Annotated in this window: 10 protein-coding genes; 7 read left to right on the forward strand and 3 right to left on the reverse strand. The window is 58.1% G+C overall.

Going from position 1 to position 14176, the window contains the following annotated elements; genetic code table 11:
• The first annotated feature begins 91 nt into the window (after positions 1 to 91).
• From FPY71_RS12025 to pdeM, 5 genes are all read left to right on the forward strand, one after another.
• Positions 92 to 1285: a phosphoglycerate kinase gene (locus FPY71_RS12025; RefSeq protein WP_149300466.1), complete on the forward strand. Its 1194-nt coding sequence runs from the start codon at positions 92 to 94 to the stop codon at positions 1283 to 1285.
• A 227-nt stretch (positions 1286 to 1512) separates the two neighbouring features.
• Complete coding sequence (locus tag FPY71_RS12030; protein ID WP_149300467.1) at positions 1513 to 2286, forward strand: SGNH/GDSL hydrolase family protein; 774 nt, start codon at positions 1513 to 1515, stop codon at positions 2284 to 2286.
• Positions 2287 to 2379: 93 nt separating this feature from the next.
• Positions 2380 to 3048, forward strand: a complete 669-nt coding sequence (locus tag FPY71_RS12035; protein ID WP_149300468.1) for a YitT family protein — start codon at positions 2380 to 2382, stop codon at positions 3046 to 3048.
• Between the two features lie 20 nt (positions 3049 to 3068).
• Positions 3069 to 5618 carry a ligase-associated DNA damage response DEXH box helicase gene (locus FPY71_RS12040; RefSeq protein ID WP_149300469.1) on the forward strand — a complete coding sequence of 850 codons (2550 nt, stop codon included), beginning with the start codon at positions 3069 to 3071 and terminating at the stop codon, positions 5616 to 5618.
• Between the two features lie 115 nt (positions 5619 to 5733).
• Complete coding sequence (pdeM, locus tag FPY71_RS12045; protein ID WP_425457881.1) at positions 5734 to 6444, forward strand: ligase-associated DNA damage response endonuclease PdeM; 711 nt, start codon at positions 5734 to 5736, stop codon at positions 6442 to 6444.
• A gap of 82 nt (positions 6445 to 6526) precedes the next feature.
• Here the strand turns inward: pdeM and FPY71_RS12050 are convergent, their stop codons facing one another.
• The 3 genes from FPY71_RS12050 to FPY71_RS12060 form a co-directional block, all read right to left on the reverse strand.
• Positions 6527 to 7309 carry a TIGR02186 family protein gene (locus FPY71_RS12050; RefSeq protein WP_246160387.1) on the reverse strand — a complete coding sequence of 261 codons (783 nt, stop codon included), beginning with the start codon at positions 7307 to 7309 and terminating at the stop codon, positions 6527 to 6529.
• Positions 7306 to 8235, reverse strand: coding sequence for a sulfite exporter TauE/SafE family protein (locus FPY71_RS12055; RefSeq protein ID WP_149300603.1), 930 nt, complete (start codon positions 8233 to 8235; stop codon positions 7306 to 7308). Before FPY71_RS12055 ends, FPY71_RS12050 begins: the two co-directional genes overlap by 4 nt.
• 63 nt (positions 8236 to 8298) lie before the next feature.
• Complete coding sequence (locus FPY71_RS12060; RefSeq protein WP_149300471.1) at positions 8299 to 10836, reverse strand: SEL1-like repeat protein; 2538 nt, start codon at positions 10834 to 10836, stop codon at positions 8299 to 8301.
• Positions 10837 to 11155: 319 nt separating this feature from the next.
• Here FPY71_RS12060 and FPY71_RS12065 point away from each other — a divergent pair, with 319 nt between their 5' ends.
• Together FPY71_RS12065 and FPY71_RS12070 are read left to right on the forward strand one after the other, a co-directional pair.
• Complete coding sequence (locus tag FPY71_RS12065) at positions 11156 to 12949, forward strand: acyl-CoA dehydrogenase C-terminal domain-containing protein (RefSeq protein ID WP_149300472.1); 1794 nt, start codon at positions 11156 to 11158, stop codon at positions 12947 to 12949.
• Positions 12950 to 12961: 12 nt separating this feature from the next.
• Positions 12962 to 14170, forward strand: a complete 1209-nt coding sequence (locus tag FPY71_RS12070) for an acetyl-CoA C-acetyltransferase (protein WP_149300473.1) — start codon at positions 12962 to 12964, stop codon at positions 14168 to 14170.
• Positions 14171 to 14176: the final 6 nt, after the last annotated feature.

A 14176-nucleotide genomic window follows, 5' to 3' on the forward strand; every position in this document is an offset into this window, starting at 1 on the left:
GCCATGCCGTTGAAACGGTTAGGCCCAGGCGGCAAGGCATTGCGTTCAACAAAGAATTGAAGCGGCACCACAGTCTGATCAGGAGGAGCGCATGACGCCATTTAAAACGCTGGACGATGTGAACTTCTCCGGCAAGCGGGTTTTGGTTCGGGTGGATTTGAACGTCCCGATGCAAGACGGGAAAATCACCGACACCACGCGCATTGACCGTGTTTTGCCAACAATTCAAGAGATTGCAGACAAGGGCGGCAGGGTTATCCTGCTGGCCCACTTTGGCCGCCCGAAGGGCAAGGTCGACCCGTCTCAATCTCTCCAACCCGTGGCGGCTGGCCTGGCCGAAAAGCTGGGCAGGCCCGTCGGCTTTGCTGAAGACTGCGTTGGCCCGGTGGCAGAGGGCATTGTCGCCAATATGACCAATGGCGATGTTCTTCTCCTGGAAAACACCCGTTTTCATCCGGAAGAAGAGAAAAATGACGATGCTTTTGCGAGCCGGCTGGCCGCACTTGGCGATCTTTACGTCAATGAGGCTTTTTCAGCAGCGCACCGTGCGCATGCTTCCACCGAGGCCATAACCCGCCACCTGCCCTCCTATGCTGGCCGCACCATGCAGGCAGAGCTGCAGGCACTGGAGCAAGGCCTTGGCAACCCGGCACGCCCGCTTGTTGCCATTGTTGGCGGTGCCAAGGTTTCTTCCAAAATTGATCTGCTTTCCAACCTTGTTGGCAAGGTTGACTGTCTGGTCATTGGCGGCGGCATGGCCAACACATTTCTTGCGGCCCTGGGTAAAAATGTTGGCAAATCCCTGTGTGAGCACGACCTTGCAGATACTGCGCTTTCCATTTTGAAAAGCGCTGAAAAATCCGGCTGTGTCGTCTTACTGCCGGTGGATGCCGTGGTTGCGCGTGAATTCAAGGCCAATGCCACGAATGAAACTGTGTCGGTGGACAAGATCCCGACAGATTCAATGGTGCTGGACCTGGGACCGGCAAGCGTAGGCCAGATCAACGACTGGATTTCCAAGGCCAGAACATTGATCTGGAACGGACCGCTGGGTGCATTTGAGCTGACGCCATTTGATGCAGCCACGGTTGCAGCAGCCCGGCATGCAGCAGCACGCACACGCGGCGCGCATTTGATATCGGTGGCGGGCGGCGGAGACACAGTTTCTGCGCTGAACCATGCCGGGGTTGCAGCGGAATTCAGCTATGTGTCCACGGCAGGCGGCGCATTTCTGGAGTGGATGGAAGGCAAACCGCTTCCGGGTGTGGATGCGTTGAAGGCCTGATGGCCGTTGGGGCAAGGGCATCCACGGCAATATAATGCAACAAGACAAGGGACCAGATCGGCCCGATCGTCGCAAGATCACGTGAAACGCTCTGGCGGATTACAAAAGGTTCATGGGCGATTTTTTCGCAACCGCGTTAACATAGCGCCGGACATGATTGTCCGGCGCTTTTGTTTGCGCATTTATAGTGTATGCGCATCACACCAACCGCTCTAACAGGAACCTGAATGCCACTCTTTCTGAAAGCCATGCTTAGCTGGCTGCTGTTTCCGGTCTATGTCTGGCAGGGGCTGGCTCTTCGCCGCAGCGTAGAACGCTTGCATCCGCCGCAAGGCCCGACCAGCGGCTATTTCGGCCCCACTGCTTTGGCAGCGGATCCGGAAATTCGACTTCTGGTGCTGGGGGATTCCGCAGCGGCAGGCGTGGGTGTGGAGCAGATGGAAGACAGTCTAGCTGCACGGTTGGCAGAACGGCTGCACGTGGTTTCCGGGCTTACCGTCGCGTGGCGGGCAGTCGGCTCAAACGGGGCTGTCTCTGCCGAGGTGCGAGATTACGTCGTGCCAAACATAGCGCGCGACCCCTACACCCATATTGTGCTGATGGTCGGTACAAATGATGTGAAGAATTTTCACCGCCTCAAGCGATTCAAAACAGGCTTTGGCGGTTTGCTCTACAGTCTTAGGGCGCGTTGGCCGCAAGCACGAATTGTCTGGTCTCCGCCAGTGGACATGAAACGTGTTCCGGCCTTGCCACGTGGTATTGCAACTGTCCTGGAAATGCGGGCCGATCTGGTGCGAAAGCTGGGGGCACGGCTTTGTCTGGAGCGCGGTGCCATTCCGTCGGTTTCGCTTCCACGCGTTGAACCCGCCGGCTTTTCACGAGATGGCTTTCATGCATCGGTGGAAGGCTCGGCTTATTACGCCGGGCATCTGGTAGACTACGTTATTGGCGATCGTCTGGCGTTGAATTTCGCCAAAGATACAAGCACCGCTAGTTCCTGAGCGTTTGAAAAAACGCTATTTTCAGGTTCTTGCGGCTGGCGGATAAGCACGGCATATCAATGGGATTGCAAGCCTCTCGCCAGGTCGTTTCCTATGCTGGCTTTTGCCCGTAAATTCTTCCGCAGCCCATCTTCAAAGCGCCGGCGCGGTGGTTGGTGGAGCGCCACCACCACGCATCACACCCCGGTGGAAGATGCAATTGGCGTTATCGCAGGCACCGTGCTGACAGCGCTGGGCATCACAATGCTCAGCCATCTGGGTTTCATGACCGGTGGCACGGCCGGGCTGGCATTTCTGGTTTTTTATGCCACCGGCTGGAATTACGGTCTGATCTTTTTTGTGCTGAACCTGCCATTTTACGCTCTGGCAGTCGCACGGATGGGCCGCGCATTCAGCATAAAAACCAGTTTTGGCGTTGGCCTTTTATCGCTCATGACAGCGTTTGCGCCCCAATTTCTTCGGTTTGACTATATTGATCCACTGTTCGGGGCCATGCTGGGCGGGCTGCTGATCGGCTTTGGCCTTCTGGCATTGTTTCGCCATCGCGCCAGCGCGGGTGGCGTCGGCATTCTGGCTGTTTACCTGCAGGACAGGTTCGGCTGGCGCGCGGGCTGGACGCAAATGATCACGGATCTGATTGTGCTGTGTGGCGCTTTCGTCGTCATCCAGCCATGGGCGATTGTCTATTCCATCATCGGCGCTGTGGTCATGAATCTGTTTCTGGGAGTTAACCACAGAACCGATCGATACCTGGCAACATAACTGCCTGTCTGGGCTTGGCGATGCATCGGCCCAACCCTATTTTGCAGAACGTGAGCGTATCCCGAAGCCAGACCAGCACCCCCGCTTTGCCTGACGCGTTTGAACAGTGGTTCGAACGGAAAGGCTGGCGTCCCCGAGCCCATCAACTGGCCCTGCTTGCGCATGCCCAGACCGGGGCATCCACTCTACTGATCGCGCCCACCGGCGCCGGCAAAACGCTGGCAGGCTTTCTGCCCAGTCTGGTGGACCTGTCACAGCGCAAAAAACGGGCGCGTGGCACCCGCGCACCGGGCATACACACACTTTACATTTCTCCATTGAAAGCATTGGCCACCGACATTCGGCGCAACCTTGCCACTCCGGTTGAAGAAATCGGACTGGCCATCACCATGGAAACCCGCACCGGTGACACGTCGCAGTCGCGCCGCGCACGTCAGAAAATGCTGCCGCCGGATATTCTGCTGACAACGCCCGAGCAACTGGCTCTGCTCATTGCCAGCAAGGATGCTGACAGTTTTTTCGCTGATCTGCGTTTCGTCATCTTTGATGAGCTGCATTCGCTTGTTACCAGCAAGCGCGGTCATCTTCTGGCGTTGGGGCTTGCTCGACTACGCACCATTCGACCCGGCCTGCAGACAATTGGCCTTTCCGCAACCGTGTCCAAACCGGATGATCTGCGCGAGTGGCTGGTCGGCCAGCAGCCGGATGCTCGCCCCCTGGCGGAACTGATCAAGGTTGAGGGCGGGGCTCAGCCGAATATCAGCATTCTTCAATCGCGGGAGCGGGTCCCGTGGCAGGGACATCGGGCGCGCTATGCGGTGCAGGAAGTTTACGAGGCAATCTGCGCTCACAAAACCACTCTCCTGTTCGTCAACACCCGCAGCCAGGCAGAATTGCTGTTCCAGGATCTGTGGCGGATCAATGAGGAAGTCCTGCCGATTGCCCTGCATCATGGCTCGCTGGATGTTGCCCAGCGCCGCAGGGTTGAGACTGCAATGGCTGCCAACCAGTTGCGCGCTGTCGTGGCAACGTCCACGCTGGATCTGGGCATCGACTGGGGAGATGTCGATCTGGTCATTCATGTTGGCGCACCAAAGGGCGCAAGCCGCCTCGCGCAGCGTATCGGCCGCGCCAATCACCGGATGGATGAACCATCCCGTGCCATATTGGTGCCCTCCAACCGTTTTGAAGTGATCGAGTGTCAGGCGGCACTGGAAGCCAATTACCTGGGAGATCAGGACACCCCGCCTTTGCGCGCTGGCGCTTTGGATGTGCTGGCGCAGCATGTTCTGGGAATGGCGGTCGCCAGGCCTTTTTATGCGGATGCGCTTTACCTGGAAATTACCAGCGCAGCGCCCTATCGCAACCTGCAAAGGGAGACGTTTGATCAGGTCATCAATTTTGTTGCCACGGGGGGCTATGCGCTGGAAGTCTATGAGCGCTATGCCCGAATTCGCCTGACGGAAGATGGCACCTGGCGTATTACCCACCCGGATGTTGCTCGCAATTATCGGCTGAATGCGGGCACCATCATTGAAGCGGAAACCCTCAACGTTCGGCTTGTCCGCCGCAAAACCCGCGCGTCTATTGGCATGGGTGGCAAGGTTTTGGGCAAGATAGAGGAAAACTTTCTCGAAACCCTGACGCCGGGTGACAGTTTTCTCTTCGCAGGACAGGTCGTGTGCTTTGCCGGAATTCATGAGATGGAATGTGTTGTCACCCATGCCGCGCCGGGCGAAGAGGCCAAAGTGCCATATTACGGCGGCTCCAAATTTCCATTGACGACTTTTCTGGCCGAAAAGGTCCGCGAAATTCTGGCGGATCCGGATGAGTGGCAAAGGCTTCCGGAGCAGGTTGCCAGCTGGTTGCGCATTCAGCAGATCAAGTCGCTGATCCCCCAGCGCAATGATCTTTTGATTGAAACATTTCCAGACGGCAACCGGTTCTACATGGTTGCGTATCCTTTTGAGGGGCGGCTGGCGCATCAGACGCTGGGCATGCTGCTGACAAGACGTCTGGAGCGTGCTCGTGCAAAGCCGCTCGGCTTTGTTGGCACGGATTATGCGCTTTCCATCTGGGGTGCAGCGGATATGGGGCATATGATTGAAACGGGCCGGCTGCGCCTTGCAGACCTGTTTGATGAGGACATGCTGGGTGATGACCTGGAAGCGTGGATGTCTGATTCATGGTTGCTCAAGCGCACATTCCGGCAATGCGCAGAAATATCGGGCCTTGTGCATCGCAGGCTTGCCGGGCAGCAGAAAACCGGCAGGCAGGTGACTGTTTCAACCGACCTGATCTATGATGTGCTGCGCTCGCACGAGCCAAACCACATATTGCTTCAGGCAACATGGGCAGATGCAGCAACCGGCCTTCTGGATGTTGGGCGGGTTTCGGACATGCTCTCGCGCATCAAGCATCATATTGTCCATCGCAATCTTGAGGAGGTATCGCCACTGGCCGTACCCATCATGCTGGAGATAGGACGCGAGCGGATAGAGGGCGAAGGCCGTGACGAACTTCTGCAAGCCGCAGTGGAGCAGGAACTGATTGACCGTGCATTGGGTTGAACCGAAACCACACCGCTGTCCCAAGCCAGGGCTGTCAATCGCTTGCTGTGGCGCATTGTCCTGCCGTGGGGCGATTCCGTTTCAAAAAGAAATGCTTTAAAGCAGGTTCATGAACATGATTCAGCGGCGCTATAAACTTGCTGACCAGAGCGGCATGGAAACCGGCATCAACGGTGTTGCGGTCGTGTGCGACCCATCCGGAGTGATTTACATACCGGCCGAGCAAATGCTTGTTGTTTCAGACCTTCATCTGGAAAAAGGTGCGGCATTCGCCCGGCGTGGAATGATGTTGCCGCCTTATGATACCGCCGCAACGCTTTCTCTGCTGGGTATGGCGCTGGCCCGGTACCAACCGCGCCGGGTCATAGCGTTGGGAGACAGTTTCCATGACCGGCAAGGGGCAGCTTTCATGCCGGCAGGTGTGCGAGATACGCTTGCCGCGCATATGAAACATCGGGACTGGATATGGATTGCCGGAAATCATGACCCGGAGCCGCCTGTGGGGCTGGAGGGGCAAACACTCGCACAGCTGGCTGCTGGTGGGCTGCTGTTTCGGCATGAACCTTCCGCACGGCCCAACCAGGGTGAAATTGCCGGGCATCTGCATCCTGTTGCCAAAGTTGCCGGCAAAGGGCGCAATGTCCGGGCAGCCTGTTTTGCAACGGATGGCATGCGCATGATCATGCCGTCATTTGGCGTCACAACTGGCGGGATGAATGTTCTGGGTCGCGCCTTTGCCAACATGTTCGCGGTGGAAAGCGCCAAGGCTTACATTATCGGCGTTTCAGGAATTTTCCCCTTATCTTTCTCCGCACTGAGCCACTGACCATTTCCAGCCATCTCAGGGTCGTCAATTTGGTCCAGCTCTGTGCTTCACGCCATTGTCCTGCCGTCGAAACTCTCGCGTTTCAGTCGCGGCGGAAGAGCAGCCTGCCGAACCAGCCCGTCACAACGGCAAGCAGCACCGCCATCAGGCCGTAGAGCACACCATAATTGGCGGCAAAAACTGAAACCTCATTGTCGAAGCCGGTTTTCCGAACCCATATCTCGTCAGAACGCTCACGGATCAACTGCCCCTCTCGAAACAGATAAGCACGCAGCAAATGCCTGCCCACCGGCAAATCGGGAGATAGGACCAGTGCGGCCCTGAACAGCGTCTGGCTGACGAACTCAACCGTACCAATGGACTCGGTGTATAATCCACTCTGGGTTTTCAGGCGCAGCATAGCGGCGGCATAAGCGTCCACCTGCCCCTCGCTGGATTCAACACTTTGCTGGGCGCGCAGCACTTCATTCTGCGCGCCAATGGTCAATTGGCGCAGCACGCTTGCAGGTGCAATATCACGAAGCGGCCGGGTAGAGGCGAGCGCGTAGGACTGTGCCAGCCGGTTGAAATCTTCCGAGCCGCGGTTGATCCACACTCCCAGAAACCTGTCGCGCTCGCGGATAACCACATCGCGGCGTGGGCCCTCCAACACCACAACAATGTCATAACGACCCTGTCGCAAAACTCGCTGATCGGCATTGTCCAAAGCGCCAAACACCACCAGCCGGGAACTGCCAAAGCTTGAACCAACAGTGACAGTGTCACTGGAAAGGCCGATTTCAAAGCCTTCCACCCGGGTCTGGGCATTTGCCGGCAAAGCCAGGGTCAGCAACAGCATTGCTGCCAATGTGACCCGCCACGTCACTGCAGGACCCCGCTTGGCAGGCTGATGGAATAAAGCTCTCTGGGAGTCAGCACAAGTTCAACCAGCAAGCGCGCGCCAACCGCCAGAACCAACAGCGCCAGCAGGGCGCGCAATTGTTCGCCGCGCAATTTGCGCCCTGCCGAGGCGCCGAACTGCGCACCCATGACACCACCCACCATGAGCAGAAATCCCAGCAGGATGTCGATCGTTTGGTTGGTCGCGGCTTGCAGTACCGTTGTTACGGCGGCAGTGAACATGATCTGCACGAGTGAGGTGCCAACCACCACATTGGTCGGCACGCGCAGAAGATAAATCATGGCCGGAACCATGATGAAGCCCCCGCCTACACCCATAACGGATGCCAGCACACCAATGCAAAAGCCAAGGCCCAGCACCGGAATAACCGAGACATATAGCTTGGATCGTCGAAAACGCATTTTAAAAGGCAGGCGGTGAACCCAATTGTGGTGCGAAGTGTGCCGCACATCGCCAGAGCCACCCTTGTGCACGCGCAGCATTGCCTGCATGCTTTCCACCAGCATCATGCCGCCAACGGTGCCAAGCATCAGCACATACAGCAACGAAACTGCCAGATCGAGCTGGCCGACACTGCGCAGCAAGGTGAACAGTTGCACACCGACAAGCGAGCCGACCGCGCCTCCTATCAACAGCATGAACGCCAGCTTCAGGTCCACCGTACCGCGTTTGTAATGCGCCAGCGCGCCGGAAAAGGACGCGGCAATAACCTGGTTGGCGCCGGTGGCCACTGCAATTGCAGGCGGGATATTGTAGAAAATCAACAGGGGCGTGATCAGAAATCCGCCGCCAACACCGAACAATCCGGACAAAAAGCCAACCGCGGCCCCCATGCCAACAAGAATGAGGGCATTGACCGAGATTTCAGCAATGGGCAGGTAAAGATTCACAACCGGCCACAACTCTTCCACTGTTCACCGGAAAACCGGCTGATGTCGTGCGCCCGCAAATGTTCAGCTTTGCCCGGGGTTGATCGGTGCTGAATCATTGGCAGTGCGCAAGGGAGTGAGCGGACGCCAGGTGGCGACCGCAAGATCGATTTCAGCTCGCCGGGCAGCAGGCAGTTGCCCGGCCAGCTCTGCTCTTTGCCGAACAGCAGCCTCATCTCCTGACTGTGCGGCAATTGAAAACCAGCGATAGGCTTCGCCAATGCTGGGCTCCACGCCCGTGCCTCGGCTGTACAGAATTGCAAGGTTGAACTGGCTGTCGGCCATGCCACGTTCGGCGGCGGCTTTGAACCAGCGCGCAGCGGCCATTGAATCGACAGGACCAGCGACACCCGAAGCTTCCATAACCGCAAGATTGTACATGGCCCGCACATTGCCTTTGCGCGCGGCCAGCAAATACCAGCTCCGCGCCGCACCGGCATCGCGTGCAACACCTGCACCATGCTCAAACAGGATGCCAAGCTCATATTGGGCTGGCGCATAGCCGCGCCGCGCCGCCTGACCAAGCCATGCCAGCGCCACCGCACCATTTCCGCTGTCTCTGGCTGCAATGCCAATCTCATGCATGGCAGAAAGATTGCCACGACGTGCGGCATCATGCAGGGCTGATGTTGCCCCTGCCGGAAATGCCGGCAATTCTCCACGCGCGGAGGCGGGCAGCACCAGCACCAGATTGGCAAGCAGGTCGGCACTGGTTTCAGCGCCTCGCTTTACTGTTTGCGCCGGAATGGACGCTGTGGTTTCCATCGAAACCCCGGGCACAGCTTGTTGCGGCAATTCGCGGCCGGCAATCTGCTGAGCGCTGCCATCCTGCTTGCGCAATTGCTCCAGGCCAAACGGCAGGGCCAACAGCGCCAGAACAATGGCACTTGCTGCCATAAGCACCGGCTTGCGGTGTGCGGATAAGGCACCCGCGCGGTGGAACGGTCCGCGATGCAGCGCATCCGCCTCGGCCGAGGCCGCAGCCGCAGCGCGCCTTGCCGCTGCAATAAAATCAGCCCGGGTTGTCGGGCCGCCGCTGCTGGCGCGCTCGTGGCGGCGCACTCGCTCCAGCAGTGTGCCAAACTCCGCCTGTCCGGTCGCCGTAGCCGTGTCGGCAACGTCTTTTTCGCCCGCATCGGCGGCGCGGCGGCTCAGGTGCTTTTCAAGCGCGTCATGCAGATCCGGCTGGGCCAGGTTGCTCTCATCTTCATCCGGCGTCCATTTGGAAAAATCAGCGTCAAAAACCGTGCCCTCACCCGGCTTGCTTCTGACCGACCCTGCCTCCAGTTCCAACGCAGCCAGACGTTCGGCAACATTTTTCAGAATGGCACCGAGGTTAACCTCAATCTCGCCTGCGCGCTCGTCGCTAAGCTGCCACAACTGTTCCAGGCGCTTCAGCTCTTGTGTCAAGGCCGCAGCATGGCGTTGATAGCGCTCCTCATCGGCTGTTTCCAGCTGCTGCATAAATTCGGTCAGCCGGTTTTCCAGCATCGCTTCCGGAAACGCGGTTCGGTCAATCCGCTCGCCCAGTTCCACCGCCCGCTCGTCACCGCGTGCTGCCAGACTGTCAATCTGCCGGCACAGCAGTTCCAGCCGCTCTTCAATGGCGCGGCTGTCAAAGCCGTCAGCGCCGCTGTCCAGCGCCAGAATGGCTGACGATATTTCATCCAGCCGTTCCTCCACATTGGAGGAGCTGCCTTGAGGAACCGGCAAAACATCCAGCGCATCCATGCTTTCAGTCAGCCTGCCAATACGCTCTTCCAGCCTTGAAAGGCCCAGAACATCCGGCAGTCCCAACAGTGTCGCTTCAATGGCTCCCAGGCGTTCAGCCAGACTTTCCATGCCGCCATTAAACTCGTCCCGGTTTAATGTGTCGGCACCGTGCCCGGCCAGCAACTGGTCTACGCGCTGGCTCAGACGCTGCATTTCAAGGCTTAGATTTTCAAACGCACGTTCATCGACATCGCGGATTTCGGCAAGCTGCGCCTCAACGCCGTCCCACCTGTGGGTGTTCAGCGATTCCGTTTCTTCATAACGCTGTACAAAGCCGGAAATGACATCAATCTCCCGGCGCAGATGGTCCAGTGCGCTCTCATCCAGGCTGCCGCTTTCCAGGCTTGAAATGCGGTTCAGAATTTCTGCCAGGCCATCGGCCAGCAGTTCCGATTCCTCGCGCGATTCCATAGCGGCACCCAAAGTTGCAAAGCCGCTGTTGATGGCCTGCTCCTGTATTCGTGCTTCTGCCGCCATTTCCTGACGAAGCTCTGCGCGCAGGGCGCGGATTTCCCGCGACATTTCCTGCATGGCCGCTGTGGTGGGTGCGGCAGAAACCGGTGAATGCTCTTCCGGGCGGGGCATTGCGCCACTGCGCATGTGGCCACTGTCGACAATCTGCCGCAAACGCTCGGATGGTGTCAGCTTTTCCTTCGGAGTGGGCTTTCCCGAAGACAGGCGGGCTAGCCGCTGCTCCAGTTCCTCAAGGGTGCGGGTCAACGCGGCCACGCTGGAAGGTGATGCACCTGCCATGCTCCGCCCTGCCTTTGCCCTTTCGGCTACGCCCATTTTTGTCCCCTTGAACGCAGCGCCAAACCGTTTCAGGCGATTTCATCATCGCCGAGAACGGTCTAACTCTCTGTTTTGTCCCATTGTCCTGACGTTGAACCATGCCCGTTTCAACAGGCGATGTTCCAACACGACGCAGCATCATTACACCCTCTGTTGCATCATCGGTCGGAATGGTTAACCCACCGCTAATGCCCGGCGCGAAAGCTTGGAAAATCCCACTTGCAGCGGCAGTTTCGCGCAATTTTGCAACCAGCCCTTTACAGAACGGCGCATTTACGTTTACGAAAACGTCAAAGTTTTTGCTCAGGAGATGGTTATGACATCCTATGCAGCCCCGGTCACCGATACGCTTTTTGTTCTCCGCGAGATTGTCGGCCTCGGCAGAAACCAGCCTTTGCCGGGTTTTGAAGAGGCTACCCCCGATCTGACAGCCGCGATTCTGGAAGAGGCAGGCCGCTTTGCCGCAGAAGTGTTCCATCCGCTCAACCAGTCAGGCGACAGACAGGGCTGCACACGTCATGAAGATGGTGCTGTAACGACACCAACAGGTTTTAAAGAAGCCTACAACCTGTTTCGTGAGGCGGGCTGGGGTGGTCTATCCGCCAATCCGGAGTTTGGCGGGCAAGGCCTGCCGCACACACTGGCTGCCGCGGTGAACGAATATTTGTCATCGGCCAATATGGCATTTGCCATGTATCCCGGCCTGACAAGTGGTGCCATCGCGGCCATAGAGGCGCACGGCCAGCCGGAACAGAAGGCACTTTACCTGCCGCACATGATTGATGGTCGGTGGACAGGCACGATGAACCTGACGGAGCCGCAATGCGGAACAGATCTGGGACTGCTGCGAACCAAGGCCGTGCCACAGGCAGATGGCAGCTATAAGATTTCTGGCCAGAAGATTTTCATTTCGGCCGGCGAGCACGACCTTTCAGAAAACATTGTGCATCTGGTTCTGGCCCGTATTGAGGGCGCTCCATCCGGTGTCAAAGGCATTTCGCTGTTCATTGCGCCAAAGTTTCTGCCCGACGAAACGGGCGCGGCCACCGTTCGCAACAACCTGTCATGCGGCGCCATTGAAGAAAAAATGGGCATTCATGCCAATGCCACCTGCGTGATGAATTATGACGGAGCCACGGGGTGGCTTCTGGGTGAAGCGCATAAGGGCCTGAAAGCCATGTTCACAATGATGAATGAGGCGCGGCTGGGTGTTGGAGTGCAAGGACTGGCTATTGGCGAAATTGCCTATCAGAACGGTGCCAACTATGCGCGAGAGCGGCTGCAGGGCCGCGCTTTGTCCGGCGCGGCCGCGCCGGACAAGCCGGCGGATCCTCTGATTGTCCATCCCGACGTTCGCCGCATGCTGATGACAGCGCGTGCTTTTAACGAGGCCGGCCGCGCGTTGATTCTCTACACCGCCTCACAGGCCGACATTGCGCACCATAGCCCGGATGAAAAGGTGAAGCAGGCTGCCAATGACTGGCTGGGGCTGATGACCCCGGTGATCAAGGGTGTGCTGACCGACAAGGGTCTGGAAAGCGCCGTCATGGCCCAGCAGGTGCTGGGAGGACACGGCTACATTGCCGAATGGGGCATGGAACAGTTTGTCCGTGATGCCCGCATCGCCCAGATTTATGAAGGCGCAAACGGTGTTCAGGCGCTGGACCTTGTTGGTCGCAAGCTTGCACTGGATGGCGGAAGAGCCATCAGCGCTTTCTTTGCCGAGGTTGGAAAGTTCTGCGAAGAAAACCGCGCAGACCCTGCCCTGTCTGTTTACACAAAGGGTTTGAAGAAGGGCCTGGGCGATTTGCAGCAGGCCACGCTCTGGCTTATGCAAAATGCTGTGACCAGGCCAGACAATGCCGGAGCGGCCTCCACCGACTACATGCACCTTCTGGGGCTTGTGGCGCTGGGTTACATGTCTGCACGCATGGCAAAAGCTGGGGCCGAAGGGTTGGCACAGGGCGGTAACGACACCAGTTTCCTCAACAACAAGCTTGTCACTGCGCGCTTTTTCATGGACCGGTTGATGCCGGAGACGGCTGCGCATCTGGCTCGAATTGTTTCCGGCGCAGATAGCATGATGGCGCTGGAAGCTGACGCATTCTGAACGGAGGACCACATGGCTGAAGTGTATGTCTATGATCACGTTCGCACACCACGCGGACGCGGCAAAAAGGATGGTGCCTTGCACGAGGTGCCCGCCGTGCGGCTGGGTGCCAAGGTTTTGCAGGCGCTGCAAGAGCGAAACGGCTTTGACAGCGCCAAAGTAGACGACATCATTTTTGGCTGTGTCGACCCGGTTGGTGAAGCGGGAGCGGTTATTCCAAAAGCTTCCGCCTTTGAAGCAGGGTTCGACTTTGCCGCACCCGGCATCCAGATCTCGCGCTTCTGTGCATCGGGTCTGGACGCGGTCAACCTTGCGGCGGCCAAAATCGGCTATGGTGGCGATGAGCTGGTTATTGCCGGTGGCGTGGAAAGCATGTCCCGGGTGGGAATGGGCAGTGCGGGCGGCGCATGGTTCATGGACCCATCCGTCGGCATTCCATCCTATTTCATGCCACAGGGCGTTTCAGCAGATCTGATAGCGACGAAATACGGCTTCTCCCGCACCGATGTTGACGCGCTGGCAGTGGAAAGCCAGAAGCGTGCTGCCCAGGCGTGGAGCGAAGGGCGATTTGCCCGCTCCGTTGTTCCTGTGACAGACCAGAATGGCCTGACCATTCTGGACCGGGACGAGCATATGCGGCCGGAAACAGACATGCAGTCTCTGGCCAGCCTGAAAGCGTCGTTCACAGCGCCGGGTGAAATGGGCGGCTATGACGCAGTGGCCATTCAGGCGCATCCGGAGCTGGAAGCTGTGGACCATGTCCACCATGCGGGCAACTCATCCGGCATTGTCGACGGGGCGGCAGCAGTGCTGCTCGGCTCTCGTGAAGCGGGCGAAAAGCTGGGCCTGAAGCCCAGAGCCCGCATTCGGGCATTTGCCAATATCGGCTCCGACCCTGCTCTGATGCTCACCGGTCCGGTGGATGTCACAAAGAAACTGCTGGCCCGCAACAATATGCAAATCAGCGATATCGATCTGTTTGAACTGAACGAGGCGTTTGCCGCCGTTGTGCTGCGCTACCTTCAGGCATTCGACATTAACCCGGCCCTTATGAACGTCAATGGCGGAGCAATAGCCATGGGCCATCCGCTGGGTGCAACCGGGGCAATCATCCTCGGCACCGCGCTGGACGAGCTGGAGCGCAGCAACAAGGAAACAGCGCTTGTCAGCCTGTGCATTGGTGCTGGCATGGGCACGGCAACTCTGATTGAGCGGGTATAAGGGAGA

It is taken from the genome of Aureimonas fodinaquatilis (genome assembly GCF_008369445.1).
Taxonomy (GTDB): domain Bacteria; phylum Pseudomonadota; class Alphaproteobacteria; order Rhizobiales; family Rhizobiaceae; genus Aureimonas; species Aureimonas fodinaquatilis.